The sequence below is a fragment of the Serratia sp. Ag1 genome (assembly GCF_000743355.1).
GTDB lineage: Bacteria > Pseudomonadota > Gammaproteobacteria > Enterobacterales > Enterobacteriaceae > Chania.
This window is the reverse complement of the sequence record NZ_JQEI01000013.1, coordinates 14,858-36,371: the sequence shown is the minus strand read 5'-3', so window position 1 is coordinate 36,371 and position 21,514 is coordinate 14,858. Positions and strand designations below refer to the sequence as shown.

The 21,514-nt window shown below is 54.5% G+C and carries 19 protein-coding genes; 15 read left to right on the top strand and 4 right to left on the bottom strand.

Features of this window, described 5'->3' with window-relative positions; translation table 11 throughout:
- Positions 1-56 precede the first annotated feature (56 nt).
- A complete protein-coding gene (gene mrcA / locus IV04_RS07670) occupies positions 57-2,615 on the top strand; it encodes a peptidoglycan glycosyltransferase/peptidoglycan DD-transpeptidase MrcA (RefSeq protein WP_037402817.1) in 2,559 nt (852 codons plus the stop codon).
- A 221-nt stretch (positions 2,616-2,836) separates the two neighbouring features.
- Here the strand turns inward: mrcA and nudE are convergent, their stop codons facing one another.
- A complete protein-coding gene (nudE, locus tag IV04_RS07665) occupies positions 2,837-3,391 on the bottom strand; it encodes an ADP compounds hydrolase NudE (protein ID WP_037402819.1) in 555 nt (184 codons plus the stop codon).
- A 476-nt stretch (positions 3,392-3,867) separates the two neighbouring features.
- On the opposite strand from nudE, the gene IV04_RS07660 reads away from it, so the two are divergent.
- From IV04_RS07660 to IV04_RS07630, 7 genes are all read left to right on the top strand, one after another.
- Positions 3,868-6,006: an intracellular growth attenuator family protein gene (locus IV04_RS07660; RefSeq protein ID WP_037402822.1), complete on the top strand. Its 2,139-nt coding sequence runs from the start codon at positions 3,868-3,870 to the stop codon at positions 6,004-6,006.
- 99 nt (positions 6,007-6,105) lie between these two features.
- On the top strand, positions 6,106-6,783 hold the full coding sequence (gene yrfG, locus IV04_RS07655; RefSeq protein ID WP_037402825.1) for a GMP/IMP nucleotidase: 678 nt from the start codon (positions 6,106-6,108) through the stop codon (positions 6,781-6,783).
- Complete coding sequence (gene hslR / locus IV04_RS07650) at positions 6,783-7,181, top strand: ribosome-associated heat shock protein Hsp15 (protein ID WP_037402827.1); 399 nt, start codon at positions 6,783-6,785, stop codon at positions 7,179-7,181. The genes yrfG and hslR overlap by 1 nt, the downstream gene beginning before the upstream one ends.
- Before the next feature lie 60 nt (positions 7,182-7,241).
- The gene (gene hslO / locus IV04_RS07645) at positions 7,242-8,120 is read left to right on the top strand and encodes an Hsp33 family molecular chaperone HslO (RefSeq protein ID WP_037402828.1); all 879 of its coding nucleotides are present in this window, start codon (positions 7,242-7,244) and stop codon (positions 8,118-8,120) included.
- 197 nt (positions 8,121-8,317) lie between these two features.
- Positions 8,318-9,937 carry a phosphoenolpyruvate carboxykinase (ATP) gene (gene pckA / locus IV04_RS07640; protein WP_037402830.1) on the top strand — a complete coding sequence of 540 codons (1,620 nt, stop codon included), beginning with the start codon at positions 8,318-8,320 and terminating at the stop codon, positions 9,935-9,937.
- A gap of 158 nt (positions 9,938-10,095) precedes the next feature.
- Positions 10,096-10,359 carry a plasmid stabilization protein gene (locus tag IV04_RS07635; protein ID WP_037402833.1) on the top strand — a complete coding sequence of 88 codons (264 nt, stop codon included), beginning with the start codon at positions 10,096-10,098 and terminating at the stop codon, positions 10,357-10,359.
- Complete coding sequence (locus IV04_RS07630) at positions 10,356-10,835, top strand: type II toxin-antitoxin system VapC family toxin (protein WP_037402835.1); 480 nt, start codon at positions 10,356-10,358, stop codon at positions 10,833-10,835. The genes IV04_RS07635 and IV04_RS07630 overlap by 4 nt, the downstream gene beginning before the upstream one ends.
- Before the next feature lie 24 nt (positions 10,836-10,859).
- On the opposite strand, the gene envZ is transcribed toward IV04_RS07630, so the two are convergent.
- Positions 10,860-12,230 (bottom strand): two-component system sensor histidine kinase EnvZ, encoded by a 1,371-nt coding sequence (gene envZ, locus IV04_RS07625; RefSeq protein WP_037402837.1) that lies wholly within the window; start codon positions 12,228-12,230, stop codon positions 10,860-10,862.
- The gene (ompR, locus tag IV04_RS07620) at positions 12,227-12,946 is read right to left on the bottom strand and encodes a two-component system response regulator OmpR (RefSeq protein ID WP_037402839.1); all 720 of its coding nucleotides are present in this window, start codon (positions 12,944-12,946) and stop codon (positions 12,227-12,229) included. Before ompR ends, envZ begins: the two co-directional genes overlap by 4 nt.
- A 351-nt stretch (positions 12,947-13,297) precedes the next feature.
- Here ompR and greB point away from each other — a divergent pair, with 351 nt between their 5' ends.
- From greB to IV04_RS07595, 5 genes are all read left to right on the top strand, one after another.
- Entirely contained in the window at positions 13,298-13,774 is a 477-nt protein-coding gene (gene greB, locus IV04_RS07615; protein ID WP_037402841.1) for a transcription elongation factor GreB, read from the top strand.
- Between the two features lie 110 nt (positions 13,775-13,884).
- Positions 13,885-16,227 (top strand): Tex family protein, encoded by a 2,343-nt coding sequence (locus IV04_RS07610; RefSeq protein WP_037402843.1) that lies wholly within the window; start codon positions 13,885-13,887, stop codon positions 16,225-16,227.
- 255 nt (positions 16,228-16,482) lie between these two features.
- Positions 16,483-16,704 (top strand): ferrous iron transporter A, encoded by a 222-nt coding sequence (gene feoA / locus IV04_RS07605; RefSeq protein WP_037402845.1) that lies wholly within the window; start codon positions 16,483-16,485, stop codon positions 16,702-16,704.
- Positions 16,705-16,786: 82 nt separating this feature from the next.
- Positions 16,787-19,102: a Fe(2+) transporter permease subunit FeoB gene (feoB, locus tag IV04_RS07600; protein ID WP_037402848.1), complete on the top strand. Its 2,316-nt coding sequence runs from the start codon at positions 16,787-16,789 to the stop codon at positions 19,100-19,102.
- A complete protein-coding gene (locus IV04_RS07595; RefSeq protein ID WP_037402851.1) occupies positions 19,102-19,335 on the top strand; it encodes a FeoC-like transcriptional regulator in 234 nt (77 codons plus the stop codon). Before feoB ends, IV04_RS07595 begins: the two co-directional genes overlap by 1 nt.
- 12 nt (positions 19,336-19,347) lie before the next feature.
- On the opposite strand, the gene bioH is transcribed toward IV04_RS07595, so the two are convergent.
- Complete coding sequence (gene bioH / locus IV04_RS07590; protein ID WP_037402859.1) at positions 19,348-20,118, bottom strand: pimeloyl-ACP methyl ester esterase BioH; 771 nt, start codon at positions 20,116-20,118, stop codon at positions 19,348-19,350.
- 43 nt (positions 20,119-20,161) lie between these two features.
- Between bioH and gntX the strand changes: the two genes are divergently transcribed.
- Both gntX and nfuA read left to right on the top strand, forming a co-directional pair.
- Positions 20,162-20,845, top strand: coding sequence for a DNA utilization protein GntX (gene gntX / locus IV04_RS07585; RefSeq protein WP_037402862.1), 684 nt, complete (start codon positions 20,162-20,164; stop codon positions 20,843-20,845).
- 58 nt (positions 20,846-20,903) lie between these two features.
- On the top strand, positions 20,904-21,479 hold the full coding sequence (nfuA, locus tag IV04_RS07580) for a Fe-S biogenesis protein NfuA (protein ID WP_037402865.1): 576 nt from the start codon (positions 20,904-20,906) through the stop codon (positions 21,477-21,479).
- The last annotated feature ends 35 nt before the right edge of the window (positions 21,480-21,514 follow it).

Here is a 21,514-nt window from a genome sequence, read left to right as displayed (position 1 = left end):
TACTACCGCGCGGTTGTTTATAAACTGCCCAAATGACATGAAATGGGAAATCTCAGGTGAAGTTCGTAAAGTATTTTCTAATCCTTGCAGTGTGTTGCATCTTGCTGGGAGCAGCCTCGATTTTTGGCTTGTACAAATATGTCGAGCCACAGCTGCCCGACGTCGCAACACTGAAAGATGTGCGGTTACAAATCCCGATGCAGGTTTACAGCGCCGATGGCGAACTGATCGCTCAATTCGGTGAGAAACGTCGTATTCCTCTTAAGCTGGAACAAATTCCACCGGTGATGACGCACGCCTTCATCGCCACCGAGGACAGCCGTTTCTATGAACACCACGGTGTTGATCCGATCGGTATCTTCCGTGCCGCTTCTGTGGCCATGGTTTCTGGTCGCGCCTCACAGGGTGCCAGTACCATCACCCAACAGTTGGCAAGAAACTTCTTCTTGAGCCCGGAACGCACCCTGATGCGCAAGATCAAGGAAGTTTTCCTGGCGATACGCATTGAACAGATGCTGTCCAAAGACGAAATCCTTGAACTGTATCTGAACAAAATCTACCTGGGCTACCGTGCTTATGGCGTCGGAGCAGCCGCGCAGGTTTATTTTGGCAAAGACGTCAGCCAGCTCAGCCTCAGCGAAATGGCCACCATCGCTGGCTTGCCGAAAGCACCGTCAACCTTCAACCCGCTGTACTCGCACGATCGTGCCGTAGCGCGCCGTAACGTGGTGTTGTCGCGTATGTTGGATGAGCATTACATTACGCAGGCACAATACGAACAGGCGCGCAGTGAAGAACTGGTTGCCCACTACCATGCGCCAGAAATCAGCTTCTCTGCACCTTATCTTGCTGAAATGGTGCGCCAGGAGATGATCACGCGTTATGGCGAGAATGCCTATACCGATGGTTACAAGGTGTACACCACCATCACCAAAAAGCTGCAACAGGCGGCACAGGAAGCTGTGCGCAACAACGTTCTGGACTATGACATGCGCCACGGTTACCGCGGCCCGTCGAACGTGCTGTGGAAAGTGGGTGAAGCAGCCTGGGATCAGAAGCAGATTGTTGATTCGCTGAAAAGCCTGCCGAGTTATGGCCCGCTGGCTCCTGCGGTCATCACCCAGGCCGATGCCAATCAGGCCGCAGCGCTCTTGGCCGATGGCAGCAGCATTGCGTTGCCGATGTCCGGTATGCGCTGGGCTCGTCCGTTCAAAACAGATACCCAACAGGGCCCGATACCGAAGCGCGTTACCGACGTGGTTCAGGCTGGCCAACAGGTATGGGTACGCAAAGTGAATGATAACTGGTGGCTGTCTCAGGTGCCGGACGTCAACTCGGCGCTGGTTTCTATCGATCCCAACAACGGTGCCATTAAAGCGCTGGTCGGCGGTTTCGATTTCAACCAGAGCAAGTTCAATCGCGTTACTCAGGCTCTGCGTCAGGTTGGCTCCAACATCAAACCGTTCCTGTACACGGCTGCGATGGATAAAGGCCTGACGTTAGCCACCATCCTCAACGATCTGCCGATTGCGCGTTGGGATGCCGGTGCCGGTACCGACTGGCGGCCCAAAAACTCTCCGCCTACTTATGATGGCCCCATCCGTTTGCGTCAGGGCCTGGGGCAATCGAAAAACGTCGTCATGGTGCGTGCGATGCGTGCGATGGGCGTTGATTACGCAGCAGAATATCTGCAGCGTTTCGGTTTCCCGGCACAGAACATCGTCCATTCGGAATCGCTGGCGTTAGGTTCCGCCTCATTCACACCGCTGCAAGTGGTGCGTGGCTATGCGGTACTGTCCAATGGCGGTTATCTGGTTGACCCGTACTTCATCACCAAGATTGAAGATGACAGTGGCAAGGCCCTGTTTGAAGCCAAGCCGAAAGTGGTGTGTGACAGCTGTAGTCTGCCCGTTATCTACGGTGATACTCAGCGGGCCGCTATGCTGTCTGACGATAACGTTGAGAACGTCGCGGTGTCACAGGAAAGCAGCAATGCCAGTGTGCCAATGCCGCAGTTGGAGCAGGTCACGCCGACTCAGGTGCAGCAGGATAACGAGCAGCAATATGCACCACACGTCATCAGTTCACCGTTGGCGTTCCTGATGCGGGATGCGCTGAATAGTAATGTCTTTGGTGAACCGGGCTGGATGGGGACCGGCTGGCGCGCCGGGCGCGACCTGAAACGCCGTGATATCGGCGGCAAAACCGGCACCACCAACAGTTCAAAAGATGCCTGGTTCTCTGGCTATGGCCCGGATACCGTAACGTCGGTGTGGATCGGTTTCGACGATCATCGCCGCGATCTGGGGCGTGCAACGGCTTCAGGCGCGATTGAGGATCAGATTTCCGGTGGTGAAGGGGGGGCGAAAAGTGCGCAACCAGCGTGGGATGATTTTATGAAAGTGGCTCTGGAAGGCATTCCTGAGCAGAAAGTGACGCCACCGCCGGGCATTGTCAGCGTTACTATTGATAAGAGCACCGGTAAGCTCTCCAACGGAGGGAGCGGCAGCCGCCCTGAGTTCTTTATCGATGGCACCCAGCCGACAGGATTCTCGGTGCATGACGCAGGCACAACCTTGACGGATCCTGGCGGTGAAAGCCATGAACTGTTCTAAATGCTAAAAACGACAATGGCCAGAGCGATCTGGCCATTTCGGACGGCTGACAAAGCCGGTTATTAGGGGGAGCGTGCCGAAGGGGTCGTAACGGCGTAAGCCGTCGGAGTGCCCCTCGGTGCGCTAGACCCGGATATCTCGGGCTAGAAGACCACTTGGTCATCAACCTCCAATGGCCAGAGCGCTCTGGCCATTTTTTTAACTGAACATGATTGGAAGTGTTAACGCGAGTTACGCAGAAAAGCCTCTGTCAGGAACAGCGCGCTGACGTTACGGGCCTCACGGAAATCAGGCTCTTCCAATAATGCCATCATATTGGCAATCGGCCAGCGCACCTGCGGCAAGGGTTCCGGCTCGTCCCCTTCCAGGCTTTGCGCATAAAGATCGTGCGCTAACACGATGTTCATCTGGCTGGAGAAATAAGAAGGGGCCATCGTCAGTTTGCCAAGGAAATCGAAGCGTCTGGCACCAAAGCCCACTTCCTCCATCAATTCACGGTTTGCCGCTTCCAGCACCCCTTCACCAAGATCGATCAACCCCTTCGGAAACCCCAGTTCATAAGATTCAGTGCCCACTGCATACTCGTGGATCAACAGCAGATCGTCACCGATCACCGGCACAATCATCACAGCTTCACGTTCTGAGGGCCGCATACGCTCATACACCCGCCGTACACCGTTACTGAACTCCAGATCGACCGACTCAACGTTGAATAAACGCGAACGCGCGACCGTTTCTACTTTCAGAATTCTAGGTTTTTGCAGGTGTTTATGCATGATTGCCTCAAATGGGTGATCCCCTCAGAAAGCGGATAACCAGGATAATGATGGGCGTGCTGCACCAAACTGGGGCACACAACTCGATCTTGATCACATTGTGCGTTAATGAGAGCCTCAGTCGCAACGAGCTCAAGCATTAATTTACTTTTTTTTAACAAGCGTAGCCAGTACAGAGCTATTTTCCCAAAGAACTCACTAAAAACTGAATAATAAAATAGGATAAAGCCGATATCGAGCTTACGAAGGGATTGCTATCATCATGTTATTCATGGATTCTGTAGGCTCTCACTAAGGGATAACTTAGTGAAACCAGTAAACGTTGATTATGGGTGATTCTACCCGATATCCAAGTTGCCGCTTGCCAGCGGCTTCAGGCAGGAAGGGTATGTATCCCTTGGAAGCTAACCCCCTATAATTAGGCAGAAAATTATGCGTGTGGTTGGCAAGTCTTTCGGGTTCGCGATGAGGGCAGCATGAGCACAATAGCGTTAATATTGGCCTTGGTGCTGGCTGGCCTGATCGTTGCTGGCCTCTACTTCTGGTTCAAATTATACAAACGGCCAACGTTGGTAGGCTTAAGTGCCCTGTCGTTTATTAAACCAACGCACCGCAAGCTGACTCTGGATGAGCGTGCGGCGGTTGAGCATTATCTTAACCAACAAAATAAGCTCAATAACAAATTTTTGCCCACCTCGACGGCACTGCCCTCCGTCAGGTTAGCTCTCACACCACAGAGCGATAACGTTTACCCCATCACTCATGCTATTACCCGCTATGGTCTGGCCAGTGATGAGCCCAATAACTGGCGCTATTATCTTGATTCTGAAGAAATACATCTGCCACCGTTTTGGGAACAATACATTAGCGCCGATAATCATGTTGAGGTGATCAAAACCCAGACACTGCCACTGGTTATCTCTCTTAATGGCTATTCGTTGCTTGACTACATACACGAACGCCCACAACCACCAATGGTTACTGCAATGCCAGCAAAGAATGCGTCGATCCGTCAGGAAGAGAGTGAACATGTTGAACTGGTAAACATTCGTAAAGAAACGCCCCAGGAACACGCGCTCAATCGACCGAACGGTATCAAAGAAGCGGCGACCATTTCCGCCGCACTCTTGCTGTTATTCTTTAGCCTGATCAGCCCGGTAATCATCATCCCCTGGATGATATGTGTTGCCGTGCTGATGATTATCTGGGGTTGCTGGAACCTGCTCCGCCACCCAACGGAAAGCGAGCTGAAAGAAGTCCACTGCCTGCGTGGCACCCCAAAACGCTGGGGATTATTCGGCGAATCCGATCAGGGGCAGCTCAGCAATATTTCTCTCGGAGCGATCGATTTGACCTACCCTGCACACTGGCAACCTTACCTCGCGGCGGATCTGGGTAAAGTCACCAATGTGGATATCTATCTCAACCGCCAGGTGGTGCGCCAAGGGCAGTACCTCTCCCTGCACGACGAGGTCAAAAATTTCCCTCTGCAGCCATGGGTAAAGCACGCCGTACTGACCGCCAGCTCCCTGGTGATTATGCTTTTGTTGCTGACCTATGTCCCGCTCAGCCTGCCGTTCAAACTCAGCAGCGCCTGGCTACAGGGGGCGCAGAAATCCGATGTCACCAGCGTGCAAGCACTGGAGGCTGCACCACTGCGTATTGGTGATACCTTAAGAATTCAAGGCTATGGCATGTGCTATGTGCCATCAGGCAACGTCACCATTACGCAGCCCAACTTTATGCCTTTCGATTGCTCCAAGATCTACTGGAACAATGCCGAACCCTTGCCACAACCAGAATCAGAAGTGATCGATAAAGCCTCCGCCCTGTTGGCCACGATTAAGCGGCAACTGCATCCAAGCGGGGCTGAGCAGAAACTTAACCCCCAGTTGGCAAGCGCGATTGAAAAATCCGGTATGATCCTGCTGGATGATTTCTCGGATATTGTGCTCAAAACCCAAGATCTCTGCGATGCAGAAAACGACTGTGTCCGGCTGAAAAATGCCTTGGTCAATCTGGGCAATGCCAAAAACTGGGCTGGCTTGGTAAAACGCGCTAAATCCGGCACCCTGAAGGGGGTTAACGTCCTTTTACGGCCAGTCAGTGCCGAATCCCTCGACAGCCTGAGCAGCGCCGCTACCTCGTCGTTTGTCACCAACGAGATCCGCCAGTCGGCGTCCGCACTCAATAGCCCACCGCCGGGCGGTTTCCTGATCTCCAGCGACGAAGGCAAACAGTTGGTTGATCATCCATTGCCAACCCAATCGCTGAGCGAATATAGCGCTCTCGAACAGTGGAACGAACTGCAACGTCTCTCCAGACTGCTGCTGAACACACCGTTCCGCGCTCAGGGCGTCATTACCAATATCTCCGTTGATGCCAATGGCACCCGCCATATCGCCTTGCACAGCGAACCGGATATCATCACCCTGTGGCGTTACCTCGGCACCAGCCTGCTGCTGCTGGCCCTGGTGGGCACTCTTGGCTATAGTGCCTGGCGGCTGGTACAACGCTGGCGCAAGAACCAACATCGCCTTGCCGACATCCAGCGCTACTATGAAAGCTGTTTCAACCCCCAGCTCACGCCAGTCGTCATACGCCCGGTCATTTAGGGCGTTTCCTATCCCAGGCATCTCGCGTGCACTCCCCTGACTCGGCTTATGCTACGCTAACACTATTGACCCTTGTTGGCCTGCTTACGGAGTTTTTTCATGGTTCCCGAGTTCGACTGGCGCGATATTGATACCGTGCTGCTGGATATGGACGGCACGCTGCTCGATCTGGAGTTCGATAGCCATTTCTGGCTGACGCTGGTGCCACGAGCGCTGAGTGAACTGCGGGCTATCCCTTTTGATGATGCCCGTAAAATCATTCATGCCGAATATCTCGCAGTGCAGCACACCATGAACTGGTATTGCTTTGATTATTGGAGCCATCGGCTGGGGCTGGATATCTACCGTATGACCAGCGAAGTGGGTAACCGCGCGCGGCTGCGCGCAGATACTGCGCCGTTTCTGCAGGCTTTGCGCCAGGCTGGCCGCCGGACTATTCTGCTGACCAATGCCCATCCGCATAGCCTGGCGGTAAAAATTGAGCACACCGGGCTGGATCAACACCTTGATTTATTACTTTCCACCCACACATTTGGTTATCCAAAAGAAGATCAGCGTCTGTGGCAGGCGGTACAGCAGCAAACCGGCTTTGATCCACAGCGCACGCTGTTTGTTGATGACAGCGAGCCTATTCTGGACGCCGCCCAAACCTTTGGTATCCGCCACTGCCTAGGGGTGCAAAACCCGGACTCCAGCACGGTGAGTAAAACTTTTCAGCACTACCCATCAATGAGCGACTACCGCCAGTTGATACCAGCGCTGCAACAGGGGGAATAATGAAAACCAAGGAAACACAGGATAGCGCCGTCCGTCTGGACAAATGGCTGTGGGCCGCACGTTTTTATAAAACCCGGGCGCTGGCACGTGAAATGATCGACGGCGGCAAAGTGCATTACAACGGGCAACGCAGCAAGCCGAGCAAAACCGTTGAGATTAATGCCGAGATCAAACTGCGCCAGGGCAATGAAGAACGTACCGTGGTGGTACTGGCGGTAACTGGCCAACGGCGTGGAGCCAGCGAGGCCCAGCAGATCTATCAGGAAACGGAGGCCAGCATCGCCAACCGTGAGAAAATGGCGCTGGCCCGCAAGATGAACGCGCTGACGATGCCACACCCGGATCGCCGTCCAGACAAAAAAGAGCGGCGCGATTTGATTAAATTCAAGAGCCAGTAGGCCCGCACATAAGATAGCTTGGTGAGCCGGAATCCTCCCTCACCTCAATGAGAGAAAACTATGTCCAATCATGACCAATTACACCGTTACCTGTTCGAAAACTACGCGGTGCGCGGTGAACTGGTTACCGTCAATGAAACCTATCAGCAGATTCTGACCAATCATGACTACCCGGCACCGGTACAAAAGCTGCTCGGTGAATTACTGGTTGCCACCAGCCTGCTGACCGCCACGCTGAAATTTGACGGTGATATCACCGTGCAGTTACAAGGTGATGGCCCGCTTAAACTGGCAGTGATCAACGGTAACAACCGCCAGGAAATGCGCGGCGTGGCCCGTGTGGAAGGCCCGATTACCGAAGGCAACACGCTGCACCAGATGCTCGGCAACGGTATTATGGTTATTACCATCAGCCCGACAGAAGGTGAGCGCTATCAGGGCGTTGTCGGGTTGGAAGGTGACACGCTGGCCGCCTGCCTGGAAGGCTATTTCCGCCAGTCCGAACAGTTGCCGACCCGCTTGTTCATCCGTACCGGCGAATCTGCCGGGAAACCCGCCGCGAGCGGTATGTTGCTGCAGGTTTTACCGGCACAGGACGGCAATGCTGATGATTTCGACCATCTGGTGCAACTGACTGCCACCATCAAGAGTGAAGAGCTGTTCAGCTTACCGGCCAACGAGGTGCTCTACCGCTTGTACCATCAGGAAGAAGTGACGCTCTATGAACCGCAGGACGTGACGTTCCGCTGCACCTGTTCACGCCAGCGCTGCGCCGATGCGCTCCTGACACTGCCGGTAGAAGAAGTCACCAATATGCTGGAACAGGATGGCAACATCGACATGAATTGCGACTATTGTGGCAATCATTATGTCTTCGATGCCGTGGATATTGCCGCACTTTACAGTGGTAATACCGACAGCAACCCACAGTTACACTAAGTTGCACCACACTCTGGCGAGCGCACTTTGTCGCTCGCCAACCCCCTCCATTTGCACACTTGCTTTTTTCCGTGTGCTATATCTCATAACGTAGCTAAAAAACGTTTAAAACGTTAAATATTTGATAGCTATCGCGGTTACTCTCTGCTGAATCCCTACAATTGTTGCCAGAAATTCTGTGATCAAGGAGCAGTGACATGCGTGTTAAAGGTATAACCCACCAGGATCTTGCCGCTTATGGTATTCATAACGTTGGTGAAATCGTTCACAATCCGAGTTATGAATTACTGTTTAAGGAAGAGACCGATCCTTCACTGAAAGGGTTTGAGCGTGGCGTCGTAACCAGCTTGGGAGCCGTTGCCGTTGATACCGGTATCTTTACTGGTCGTTCTCCAAAAGATAAATACATCGTTCGCGACGATATCACCCGGGACACCGTCTGGTGGGCCGATCAGGGTAAAGGCAAAAACGATAATAAACCTCTCAGCCCGGCAGTCTGGGCAGATCTGAAACAGCTAGTTACCGAACAACTCTCTGGCAAACGTCTGTTTGTGGTTGATACTTTCTGCGGTGCCAACGCAGATTCGCGCCTGAAAGTCCGCTTCATCACCGAAGTGGCCTGGCAGGCACACTTTGTGAAAAACATGTTTATCCGCCCAAGCGAAGAAGAACTGCAGGACTTCGAACCTGACTTCGTGGTAATGAACGGGGCTAAATGCACCAACCCGAACTGGCAGCAACAGGGTCTGAACTCGGAAAACTTCGTGGCGTTCAACCTGACCGAACGCATGCAGTTGATCGGCGGAACCTGGTACGGCGGCGAAATGAAGAAAGGGATGTTCTCAATGATGAACTACCTGCTGCCGCTAAAAGGCATTGCCTCTATGCACTGCTCGGCCAACGTGGGCGAGAAAGGCGATGTGGCAGTGTTCTTTGGCCTGTCCGGCACCGGTAAAACCACGCTTTCTACCGATCCGAAACGCCAACTGATCGGTGACGACGAGCACGGTTGGGATGACGACGGTGTCTTCAACTTCGAAGGTGGTTGCTACGCTAAAACCATCAAACTTTCCGAAGAAGCTGAACCGGATATTTATCACGCCATCAAGCGCGATGCGCTGCTGGAAAACGTGACCGTCTTGGCCGATGGTACCGTGGATTTCAATGATGGTTCGAAAACCGAGAACACCCGCGTTTCCTATCCGATCTACCACATCCACAACATTGTTAAGCCGGTTTCGAAAGCAGGCCATGCCACCAAGGTGATCTTCCTGACCGCCGATGCCTTTGGCGTACTGCCGCCGGTATCGCGCCTGACGGCTAACCAGACCCAGTACCACTTCCTGTCTGGTTTCACTGCCAAGCTGGCCGGTACCGAGCGCGGTGTCACCGAACCAACCCCAACCTTCTCCGCCTGCTTCGGTGCTGCTTTCCTGTCACTGCACCCAACCCAATACGCCGAAGTATTGGTTAAGCGTATGCAGGCTGCCGGTGCACAGGCTTACCTGGTGAATACCGGTTGGAACGGCACTGGTAAACGTATTTCGATCAAAGATACCCGTGGCATTATCGACGCCATCCTCAGCGGTGAGATCGATAAAGCAGAAACCATCACGCTGCCGATCTTCGATCTGGCGATGCCAACCACCTTGCCAGGCGTTGATCCGGCGATCCTCGATCCTCGCGCCACCTACGCCAAGGTAGAGCAATGGGAAGAAAAAGCGCAGGATCTGGCGAAGCGCTTTATCACCAACTTTGACAAATATACCGACACACCGGCTGGTGCAGCGCTGGTCAGTGTAGGGCCGAAGCTGTAATACCCTCTGTAGGGGGCGTTGTAACGGTCTTTATCACCCAGCCCCCTATACTTCTCCCCAAGGCGCGCACCGCGCCTTTTTTCGTTTCATCTGCTTGTTTTTTAATCACCCCGATAGGATAATCATGCAATGCAATCATTGCTAGCAAAGGGGGTTCAATGGCTACTATCACCGTCAGGAATCTGGATGATGAAGTAAAAGAATTGCTGCGTATCTCAGCGGCTAAAAATGGCCATTCCATGGAGGAGGAAGCACGTATGATTTTGAAACAGGCACTGATGAAAAAACCGCCGCGCTACGGTTTAGGCACCTGGATGCACCAGCATTTTGCCGAATTCGGTGGTGTAGAGCTGGAGATCCCTCCCCGCGATGCCGTGCCACCGCGTATTGTCACCTTTGACGATGATGATGACCCAGCATGATTATTCTCGACACCAATGTCATTTCAGAAACCTTGCGCCCTCATCCACATTACAACGTCATTAGTTGGCTGAATGAAAAAGATAACGACGAACTTTATCTGAGCGTCATTGTACTTGCAGAGTTGTTTAGCGGGGTTGCCTGTATGCCTGACGGCAAACGTCAGCTTGAGCTCAGGAATAAACTGTCCGAGGCAGTACAGATAAGATTCGATGAGCAGATTCTGCCATTTGATACACTTTGCGCTTTGCAATACGCTCAGTTAATGGGAAGAAATCAGCGGCAAGGTAGGTTAATGAGTATTCCCGACACACAAATTGCCGCCACCTGTCTGCAATATGGCGCAACACTGGCAACACGTAATACCAAAGACTTTCTCCATTGCGGGATTGAGTTAATCGACCCTTGGCAGGCCATAACCGGCAGGCGTTTGCATGAAGAAGCAGCGGAATATTACGTGATGAGCAGAAAACCCTGACCGAGCCACTGCCCGGTCAGGAAACTATGCAGTGTCTTTAGCCGCTTGCTGGCCGTTGGCTAATTCCCGTCTTTCTATCGGTAGCGGAATATAGGCGCGAATACGCAACCCTCCGCGTTCGCTGGTGCCAATTTCCAGCGCCCCAGCATGAGCATCAATAATCCGTTGCACAATCGCCAACCCCAGACCCGTACCGCTGGTGCTGCGTGCGCTGTCCCCCCGCACAAAAGGTTGGAGCAGGTGTTTAAGCTCATGCGGTTTGATACCGGGGCCATCGTCCTCCACCTGGAACCAGCCGCGTTGCAACTCGCGCCCGCTGCTGACCTTAATCCAGCCATTGCCGTAACGGGCCGCATTCACCACCATGTTAACTGCTGCGCGTTTGATCGATAACGGATGGACATTCATCATCAATTCGCCCGGCAACATGTCGGTTTCTATCACCCGCTCGTAGCCGCTTTCTGCCGCCACCACTTCCCCCAGAATGGCGTTCAGATCGCTCATCTCGGTCTGCATTTCCTGGCCGGTACGCAGATAATCAATAAACTGCTCGATGATGGCGTTACACTCTTCGATATCCTTATTGATCGACTCCGCCAGATAGCCATCTTCGGTGCTCATCATTTCCGTCGCCAGCCGGATGCGCGTCAGCGGCGTACGCAAGTCATGGCTCACACCGGCCATCAGCAGCGTGCGATCGTCGGCCAGTTGCTTCACCCCAGCCGCCATCTGGTTAAAAGCCCGGGTTACAGAACGCACCTCTGAAGCGCCATATTCGCGCAGCGGCGGGGGAATAATGCCTTTACCCACCTGCAAAGCCGCGTGTTCCAACTCAACCAGTGGGCGATTCTGGACGCGGATAAACAACCAGGCACCGCCTATCGCCAACAGCATGATCGCCAAGGTGTAACGGAACAGCGGTGAGAAATCACCCTGGTGAATTTCGGTCAGAGGCACACGCACCCAGATGTCTGGCTGCAACCAGGTTTTCAGCCAAACTACCGGCGAGTTTTTGTTCACCTCGACGCGAACGTCGGTTGGCCCACCCAGTTGCTGCGCCATCTGCTGGCTAAGGAATTGGTAGTGCTGCGCCCAGCGCAAACCGCTCTCCTCCGCCGCCGCGTTGGTATACAGGGAAATGCCCAGTTCACGGTAGATTTCTCGGCGGAACGCCGGTGGCACTTCAAGCAGCGTGCCATCCTCCAGTTGCAGCCGATCGGTCATCAGCATACGGACTTCGTATGCCAGAACCTTGTTGAACTGCTGCAAGCTGGGCAGGATGGCGAAATTGAGCACCACCAGATAGGTTGTCACCAGGCTGACGAACAGCAAGGTGACAATCAACAGCAGAGTTCTGGCAAACGAGCTACGCGGTGAAAAGCGCAATCGCTTCATGCCTTAGTGCCGTCCGGTACGAAAACGTAGCCCAGGCCCCAAACGGTCTGAATATAACGAGGGTGCGCCGGATCTTCCTCAACCATACGGCGCAGGCGAGAAATCTGCACATCGATGGAGCGCTCCATCGCACTGTATTCGCGGCCACGAGCCAGGTTCATCAGTTTATCGCGTGACAGCGGTTCACGCGGATGGCTGACCAGCGCTTTCAACACGGCAAACTCGCCGCTGGTCAGTGGCATCGGCTCATCTTCGCGGAACATCTCGCGCGTACCCAGGTTCAGTTTGAATTTACCGAAGGCGATAACCGCTTCTTCCTGTGAAGGCGCGCCAGGCAGCTCATTGGCCTGACGGCGTAACACCGCACGGATACGGGCTAACAGTTCACGCGGGTTGAATGGTTTAGGGATATAGTCATCGGCCCCGATTTCCAGCCCGACGATGCGATCCACCTCTTCGCCCTTGGCGGTCACCATGATGATCGGCATCGGGTTGCTCTGGCTGCGCAAACGGCGGCAGATAGAAAGCCCATCTTCGCCCGGCAGCATCAGATCCAGCACCATCAGGTGGAAAGATTCACGCGTCAGCAAGCGATCCATTTGCTCAGCGTTAGCCACGCTACGCACCTGAAAACCCTGTTCCGTTAAATAACGTTCTAAAAGCGCACGCAGACGCATATCGTCATCGACGACCAGGATCTTATGATTTTCTTGCATTGTGTTACTCCCAAAGGCTGTATTGCCTGATTCTAGGCTGTGGCCCGTACCCATACTTGGCAACTCGTTGGCAACGGCCTCGTATTGTTAAAAAACGCCACCATTACTGACAGCATTTAATGGTATACATTCTAGCCGAAATTGTTACAAAGCTTATTCTTTTGCTCAAATATCAATTGTTTTCACGCAGGATAGCACCACCGCTGGTCAAAAAAACCGGCTTGCGGTGGCTGACGTTGACAACAAAAGCGGTGTTGGCAGTGTACCTCAGCGATAACCATAAAAAACGCACTCGATGACCCGTTTATGCGAGAATCCTCAGATTAACGGCTACCTGCAAAGTGGATAACGATGAAAACATTGCTGATTACCCGCGAGGGTTACAACAAGCTGAAGCAAGAGCTGGACTTTCTTTGGCGTGAAGAGCGCCCGGAAGTCACCAAGAAAGTCACCTGGGCTGCCAGCCTGGGCGACAGAAGTGAAAATGCCGACTACCAGTACAATAAAAAGCGGCTGCGTGAAATCGATCGCCGGGTGCGCTATCTCACCAAATGCCTTGAGCAGTTGAAAATTGTCGATTACTCACCGCAGCAGGAAGGCCGCGTGTTCTTTGGTGCCTGGGTGGAGATCGAAAACGATGATGGTGATATCAAACGCTTTCGCATCGTCGGTTACGATGAGATTTTTGGCCGCAAAGATTACATCTCCATCGACTCGCCGATGGCCCGCGCATTGCTGAAAAAAGAAGTGGGCGATAGCGCCACAGTGCAAACACCGTCTGGTGAAGCGTTTTGGTCAGTCAATGAAATCACCTATGTGACAGACTGAGGATTTCAGCCAGCAGCAAACCGCTACCGCCCGCTACGCTGGCATTTTATCCCTGCAAACCGTATAACTATGCCCCTATTGATTATCGTGCTGAGCAGATATCCGATCTTATGAATGACCCACTGAGCCGCATTATTGCAACAGAACTGCAGGCCCGGCCTGAGCAAGTTGACTCTGCCATCCGCCTGCTGGATGAAGGTAACACCGTGCCGTTCATCGCACGCTATCGTAAGGAAGTCACCGGAGGCCTGGATGACACCCAACTACGTCAGTTGGAAACCCGCCTGGGTTACCTGCGTGAACTGGAAGATCGCCGCCAGACCATCCTCAAATCCATCGACGAGCAAGGTAAGCTGACCGAACAGCTGGCTGGTGCGATTAACGCCACCCTGAGCAAAACCGAACTCGAAGACCTCTACCTGCCGTACAAACCCAAGCGCCGCACCCGTGGGCAGATTGCCATTGAAGCGGGTCTGGAACCGCTGGCCGATTTACTGTGGCAAGATCCGCAGCAGCAGCCAGAACAGGTGGCCGAACGTTATCTTGATGCCGACAAAGGCGTTGCCGATGTGAAAGCGGCGCTGGACGGCGCGCGCTACATCCTGATGGAACGCTTCGCCGAAGATGCCACCTTGCTGGCTAAAGTGCGTGACTACCTGTGGAAAAACGCCCATCTGGTGTCCAAGGTCGTCGAAGGCAAAGAAGAGGAAGGCGCGAAATTCCGTGACTACTTCGATCACCATGAACCGATTTCACAAGTGCCTTCCCACCGTGCGCTGGCGATGTTCCGTGGCCGTAACGAAGGGGTGCTGCAACTGGCGCTGAATGCCGATCCGCAGTTTGAAGAAGCGCCGCGCGAAAGCCAGGGCGAGCTGATCATCATCAACCACCTGAACCTGCGCCTGAACAACGCGCCCGCCGATGCCTGGCGCAAAGCGGTGGTTAACTGGACCTGGCGCATCAAGGTGCTGTTGCACCTGGAAACCGAACTGATGGGCACCCTGCGTGAACGTGCCGAAGACGAAGCGATCAACGTTTTCGCCCGCAATATGCACGATCTGCTGATGGCCGCTCCAGCCGGTATGCGCGCCACCATGGGGCTGGATCCGGGCCTGCGTACCGGGGTCAAAGTGGCGGTGGTGGATGCCACCGGCAAACTGGTCGCGACCGACACCGTCTATCCGCACACCGGCCAGGCCGCCAAAGCCGCTGCGGTGGTTGCAGCGTTGTGCCTCAAGCATAAAGTTGAGCTGGTGGCGATCGGTAACGGTACCGCTTCCCGCGAGACCGAGCGCTTCTTTGCCGAGCTGCAACAGCAGTACCCAGAGGTCAAAGCACAGAAAGTGATCGTCAGCGAAGCCGGTGCCTCGGTGTATTCCGCTTCCGAACTGGCCGCGCTGGAGTTCCCGAACCTCGATGTTTCGCTGCGCGGTGCGGTTTCCATCGCCCGTCGCCTACAGGATCCGCTGGCCGAACTGGTGAAGATCGACCCTAAATCCATCGGCGTCGGCCAATATCAGCACGACGTCAGCCAAAGCCAATTGGCGAAGAAACTGGATTCGGTGGTGGAAGACTGCGTAAACGCCGTGGGTGTTGATCTCAATACCGCCTCCGTCCCTCTGCTGACCCGCGTGGCCGGTCTGACGCGCATGATGGCGCAGAACATCGTCGCCTGGCGCGATGAGAATGGCCGTTTCAGCAACCGCGAACAACTGCTGAAAGTCAGCCGCCTGGGGCCAAAAGCTTTTGAGCAGTGCGCGGGCTTCCTGCGTATCAACCACGGTGATAACCCGCTGGATGCCTCAACCGTGCACCCGGAAACCTATCCGGTAGTAGAACGTATTCTGGCCGCCACCCAACAAGCGTTGCAGGAGCTGATGGGCAACCCCAGCGCTATCCGCAACCTGAAAGCCAGCGACTTCACCGATGAGAAATTCGGCGTGCCTACGGTTACCGACATCCTGAAAGAGCTGGAAAAACCAGGCCGCGATCCGCGCCCAGAATTCAAAACCGCCACTTTTGCCGAAGGCGTAGAAACGCTGAATGACCTGCAAGTGGGGATGATTCTGGAAGGTTCGGTCACCAACGTCACCAACTTTGGCGCGTTTGTGGATATCGGCGTCCATCAGGATGGTCTGGTGCATATCTCCTCGTTGGCGGACAAGTTTGTAGAAGACCCGCACACCGTGGTGAAAGCCGGTGATATCGTCAAAGTGAAGGTGATGGAAGTCGATCTGCAGCGCAAACGTATCGCGCTCAGTATGCGCCTGGATGAGCAGCCGGGCGAAGGTTCAGCACGCCGTGGTGGTGGTGGCAACAACAATAGCACTCCGGCACGTGATAACCCTTCACGCGCGCCTGCCAACAAAGCTGCAAAGCCACGCAGCAGCACCCCGGCAGGTAACAGCGCCATGGGTGATGCACTGGCTGCCGCGTTCGGTAAAAAACGCTAAGCATTGCGGCTGGGAGCGGGTTCGCGCCGCTCCCAGCCGTGCCTTATTTGCACTTCTTTTTGATGTATCGCAAGAAATAGTATAATTAGCGACCAGCCCGCCACCTTTGGCATTGATTACGATAATCGTTCTCACTATTATTATGTCGCATGTCTAGTATGCCATTGCAGCCCCATTTCCGTTCAAGGGAGCTTGGGCAGAACGGTTCTGCAAACGACATTCCGGCGGAAACGCTTTGAACACCAAGAAGGTAATATGCATCTTCTTCCAAAACAGACTTATAAAATTGCCGGTTTCTCTAACGCAATCAGCCCCGCCTATCGGCAAAAACTGCTGTCACTCGGCATGCTGCCTGGCTCATTATTTGAAGTGGTACGTGTTGCACCGCTCGGCGATCCGATAGAAATAAAAACCCGTCGCGTCAGCCTGGTGCTGCGGAAAAAAGATTTAGACCTGATCCTGCTCGACGGCCAGTAATCACGCGCCGCTCCCCCGCCTCAGGCTTTTGCCATGCTGTTGTGCATGGCCGGTACTTAATTTACTGATATCACGTTGGATTATGAAAAAAATCACCATTGGCTTGATAGGTAATCCGAATTCAGGGAAAACCACCCTGTTCAACCAGCTTACCGGGGCACGCCAGCGGGTGGGTAACTGGGCCGGGGTTACGGTTGAACGTAAGGAAGGCCAGTTTGCCACCGCGCAATCGCAGGTCACGCTGGTGGATTTGCCCGGCACCTACTCGCTCACCACCATTTCCGAGCAAACCTCGCTCGACGAGCAGATTGCCTGCCATTACATTCTGGGTGGCGACGCTGATTTGCTGATCAACGTGGTGGATGCTTCAAACCTGGAACGCAACCTTTACCTGACGCTGCAACTGCTGGAGCTGGGCATTCCCTGCATCGTGGCACTGAATATGCTGGATATCGCCAGAAGCCAGCATATCGAGATTGATATCGCCGCCTTATCTGAACGTTTGGGTTGCCCGGTCGTGCCGTTAGTCTCCACCAAAGCCGACGGGATTGGCGTCCTGAAACAGATGATTGACAGCCACCGCTTCAATCAGCTCAAAGCGCTGGTGAATTATCCAACGCAGCTCCTGCACGAAGTCAACACACTGACCGCAGCCATGCCGCAGAATCTGCCTACCGAACAACGCCGCTGGCTGGCATTGCAAATGCTGGAAGGGGATATCTATAGCCACCAGTTGGCCGGTGAGGCCATAGCACTGCTCCCCCAGGCCCGGCAAGCGCTGCAACAACAGCAACAGGAAGATCCGGCCTTGGTGATCGCTGATGCCCGTTACCAGTCGATCGCCGCTATTTGCGATGCTGTCAGCAATGCCCAGCAGGCGTTGCCAAACCGCCTGACCGAAGCGTTGGACAAAGTGATCCTCAACCGCTGGCTCGGCGTGCCTATTTTCCTGCTGGTGATGTACCTGATGTTCCTGCTGGCGATCAACATTGGCGGTGCACTGCAACCGATCTTCGATCTCGGGTCTGCGGCGATCTTTATTCAGGGGATCCAATGGGTGGGTTACACCCTGCATTTGCCTGAATGGCTGACTATCTTCCTGGCACAGGGCGTTGGCGGCGGTATCAACACCGTGCTGCCGCTGGTGCCGCAGATCGGCATGATGTACCTGTTCCTGTCCTTTTTAGAAGACTCCGGTTACATGGCGCGTGCCGCGTTCGTGATGGATCGCCTGATGCAGGCACTGGGCCTGCCGGGTAAATCTTTCGTGCCGCTGATCGTCGGCTTCGGTTGTAACGTACCGTCGATCATGGGCTCACGCACGCTGGACGCCCAGCGTGAACGCCTGATCACCATCATGATGGCGCCTTTTATGTCTTGCGGAGCGCGGCTGGCAATATTCGCCGTCTTTGCCGCCGCTTTCTTCGGCCAAGATGGCGCAGGCGTGGTGTTCTCGCTGTATATGCTGGGTATTGTGGTCGCGATTCTGACTGGCCTGGTGCTGAAATACACCATCATGCGCGGTGAAGCCTCACCGTTTGTGATGGAGCTGCCGGTTTATCACGTGCCACACCTGAAAAGCCTGTTGTTGCAAACCTGGCAACGCCTGAAAGGCTTTGTCCTGCGCGCCGGGAAAGTCATTGTGGTCGCCAGTATCCTGATCGGTGGTTTGAACAGCTTCTCTTTCAGCGGCAAGCCGGTAGACAGCATCAATGATTCCGCTTTGGCATCAGTGTCTAAAGTGCTCACCCCGCTGTTGCAGCCCATCGGGATACACAACGACAACTGGCAGGCGACCGTCGGCCTGATTACCGGAGCGATGGCCAAAGAGGTGGTTGTCGGCACGCTCAACACGCTGTATACCGCTGAGCACATCACCAATCAGCCTTTCGATGCGGCCAATTTCAACCTGCTGGATGAGTTGAGCGCCGCGCTGGATGAAACCTGGCAAGGTTTGAAAAACACCTTCAGCCTCAGCGTGCTTTTCAACCCTATCGAAGCCAGCAAAGGCGATGGCGAAATGGGTGCAGGCTCAATGGGCGTGATGAGCAGCAAGTTCGGCACCTCGATTTCTGCCTACAGCTACCTGATCTTTGTACTGTTGTACGTGCCCTGCGTTTCGGTCATGGGGGCTATCGCCCGTGAATCCAGCCGTGGCTGGATGACCTTCTCGATCCTGTGGGGGCTGAACGTGGCCTACTCGCTGGCTACCTTGTTCTATCAGACGGTGACCTTTAGCCAGCACCCGCAATATAGCCTGGTGGCGATCCTGTCAGTGTTGCTCTTCAACGCCTTGCTGTTGCTGGCTTTGCGTAAGGCACGTAGCCGCGTAACCATCCGCCTGCGCAGCGCCACGCCTGCCACCTGCTGCCAAAAACCACAGGGCGATTGCCACTGATGGCCAGCCTGTTGCAACTCCGTGATGCGCTCGCCCTGCGGGGCAGCGCACAGGCACAACAGTTGAGCCAACAACTGCTCATGCCATTGCCGTTGGTTGAGGCCATGCTGGAGCGATTGACCGCGCTGGGTAAAGTGGAGCGTCTTGAACAGGACAACGGCGAATGCCTGAGCGGCAGCTGCAAAAGCTGCCCGGAAAGATGCAGTACGGTGGTGTATCGGTTGAAAAGCTGACAGCGGCCACGTTTAGCGGCTGGCCGCAAACTGCTTGATGATGCCGGTGAATGCTTCCGGATGAGAGACAAAAGGGGCATGGGCCGCTTTTGGCATCACTACCGAAGATGACTGCGGCCACCACTCATCTAACAACGTTGCCACCTTGCGCGGCACCAAACCATCCAGATAACCATAAATACGCAGCACCGGCATCGCAGGCTCAGCCAGCAGTTGCCGCTGATCGACCGTGCGTAGCATATCAAGCCCGCTGTTAAGCACCGCCACGCCCGGCATCGGCTGATTGAGCACCACGGTTTTTAACAAACGCGCATCCTGGCGAGCGCTTTCGGTCCCCAACGTTTGTAACGCCAGAAAACGTTCTACGGTTCGATTGAAGTCTTGGCTGAGTTGCTGCTGAAAACCACTCAGCACCTCTGGCCGAATTCCCGGCCAATCCTGCTGTGCAGCAAAGCAAGGTGAAGAAGCGACGGTAATCAATCCTGTTACCCGTTCAGGCTGCGTCAGGGCAATCTGCCCGGCCACCAGCCCACCCAATGACCACCCCAGCCAATACGCCCGCGCAGGGGCCACTGCCAGCAGGATATCCGCCATCTGTTGCAACGATAGCGCGCCATAGCCCTGGCTGCGGCCATAACCCGGCAGATCGACCAGGTGCACACGAAAATGCGGGGCCAATCGCTCCAATGTGCAACTCCATACTTCTGCGTTCAGCCCCCATCCGTGCAGTAGCACAAGATCGCGATCGCCTTCGCCTATTGTTTGCCAATACAACGCCGTCATCAGTTATTGTCCTTCTGCACTCGTTCCGTCACGGAGGACGGCTATGCTATCAATCTACAGCCGCTGCTGGCTATGCCGACAGCCATTAAAGCTGGCGCAACAGGGTATTTGCAGTTATTGCCTGCGTGGACTGCCCGCCAAACCCACCAGTTGCCCGCGCTGCGGTTTACCTGCCGGTGATTCGCACCAACCTTGTGGCCGCTGCCTGCAACAGCCACCACCCTGGCAGGCGCTGGTTTTTGCCAGCGACTATTGCCCGCCACTCAGTGGCCTGATCAAACGCTTCAAATTCCAACGCACGCCGGAACTGGCCCCGACGCTGGCCCGGTTACTCCTGCTGCACTGGCTGCAGGCTCACCGAGAGCAACATCTGAACAGACCGGAAATCCTTTTAGCGGTACCCTTACAGAATAAACGCTGCTGGCGCCGTGGCTATAACCAGAGCGATCTGCTGGCCCGACCATTGGCACACTGGCTGGGATGTGAATATCGCCCTGCCGCACTGCGCCGGATCAGGACAACATCGCCACAACAGCAATTAGTCGCTCGCGCGCGGCGGCGTAATCTGCGCGGTGCATTCCGTTGTGATGAAAACCTGGCAGGCAGGCATGTCGCCCTGCTGGATGATGTGGTGACTACCGGTAGCACAGTGGCAGAAATCGCTAAATTATTGCAGAAACAGGGCGTCGCATCATTGCAGATCTGGTGCGTCTGCCGCACATTGTAGTACCACCGCAATGGGCGTATTATAACCTACTATAGAAGTCAACTATTGAGTCAATGCCATGATCCGTATAACAGATGCTGCACAGGAACATTTTGCCAAGCTGTTGGCAAACCAAGAGGAAGGCACCCAAATCCGCGTATTCGTGATTAATCCGGGTACACCAACGGCTGAATGCGGTGTCTCTTATTGCCCACCCGATGCGGTGGAAGCGACCGATACCGAACTGAAGTTCGACAAATTATCGGCTTACGTCGATGAACTGAGTAAGCCCTATCTGGAAGATGCCGAAATCGACTTCGTCACCGATCAGCTCGGCTCCCAGCTCACGCTGAAAGCGCCCAATGCCAAAATGCGCAAAGTGGATGACGATGCACCGCTAATGGAACGTGTGGAATATGTGCTGCAATCGCAGATCAACCCGCAGTTGGCAGGCCACGGTGGCCGCGTCTCGCTGATGGAAATCACCGAAGACGGGCTGGCTATTCTGCAGTTTGGCGGCGGTTGCAACGGTTGCTCAATGGTTGATGTCACATTGAAAGAAGGGATCGAGAAAGAGTTGCTGCAGAAATTCCCAGAACTGAAAGGGGTGCGCGATCTTACCGAGCATCAGCGTGGGGAACACTCTTATTACTGATACCTTCAGGGCGCCAATACGGCGCCCTGACTGAG

Bases quoted from the DNA above. Each gene is read 5' to 3' on its own strand.
- nfuA (WP_037402865.1), top strand. From the start codon at position 20,904: ATGATCCGTATAACAGATGCTGCACAGGAACATTTTGCCAAGCTGTTG.
- IV04_RS07660 (WP_037402822.1), top strand. From the start codon at position 3,868: ATGAGCACAATAGCGTTAATATTGGCCTTGGTGCTGGCTGGCCTGATC.
- gntX (WP_037402862.1), top strand. From the start codon at position 20,162: ATGCTATCAATCTACAGCCGCTGCTGGCTATGCCGACAGCCATTAAAG.
- pckA (WP_037402830.1), top strand. From the start codon at position 8,318: ATGCGTGTTAAAGGTATAACCCACCAGGATCTTGCCGCTTATGGTATT.
- greB (WP_037402841.1), top strand. From the start codon at position 13,298: ATGAAAACATTGCTGATTACCCGCGAGGGTTACAACAAGCTGAAGCAA.
- IV04_RS07610 (WP_037402843.1), top strand. From the start codon at position 13,885: ATGAATGACCCACTGAGCCGCATTATTGCAACAGAACTGCAGGCCCGG.
- hslR (WP_037402827.1), top strand. From the start codon at position 6,783: ATGAAAACCAAGGAAACACAGGATAGCGCCGTCCGTCTGGACAAATGG.
- envZ (WP_037402837.1), bottom strand. From the start codon at position 12,230: ATGAAGCGATTGCGCTTTTCACCGCGTAGCTCGTTTGCCAGAACTCTG.
- bioH (WP_037402859.1), bottom strand. From the start codon at position 20,118: ATGACGGCGTTGTATTGGCAAACAATAGGCGAAGGCGATCGCGATCTT.
- IV04_RS07635 (WP_037402833.1), top strand. From the start codon at position 10,096: ATGGCTACTATCACCGTCAGGAATCTGGATGATGAAGTAAAAGAATTG.
- ompR (WP_037402839.1), bottom strand. From the start codon at position 12,946: ATGCAAGAAAATCATAAGATCCTGGTCGTCGATGACGATATGCGTCTG.
- nudE (WP_037402819.1), bottom strand. From the start codon at position 3,391: ATGCATAAACACCTGCAAAAACCTAGAATTCTGAAAGTAGAAACGGTC.
- feoA (WP_037402845.1), top strand. From the start codon at position 16,483: ATGCATCTTCTTCCAAAACAGACTTATAAAATTGCCGGTTTCTCTAAC.
- feoB (WP_037402848.1), top strand. From the start codon at position 16,787: ATGAAAAAAATCACCATTGGCTTGATAGGTAATCCGAATTCAGGGAAA.
- IV04_RS07595 (WP_037402851.1), top strand. From the start codon at position 19,102: ATGGCCAGCCTGTTGCAACTCCGTGATGCGCTCGCCCTGCGGGGCAGC.
- hslO (WP_037402828.1), top strand. From the start codon at position 7,242: ATGTCCAATCATGACCAATTACACCGTTACCTGTTCGAAAACTACGCG.
- yrfG (WP_037402825.1), top strand. From the start codon at position 6,106: ATGGTTCCCGAGTTCGACTGGCGCGATATTGATACCGTGCTGCTGGAT.
- IV04_RS07630 (WP_037402835.1), top strand. From the start codon at position 10,356: ATGATTATTCTCGACACCAATGTCATTTCAGAAACCTTGCGCCCTCAT.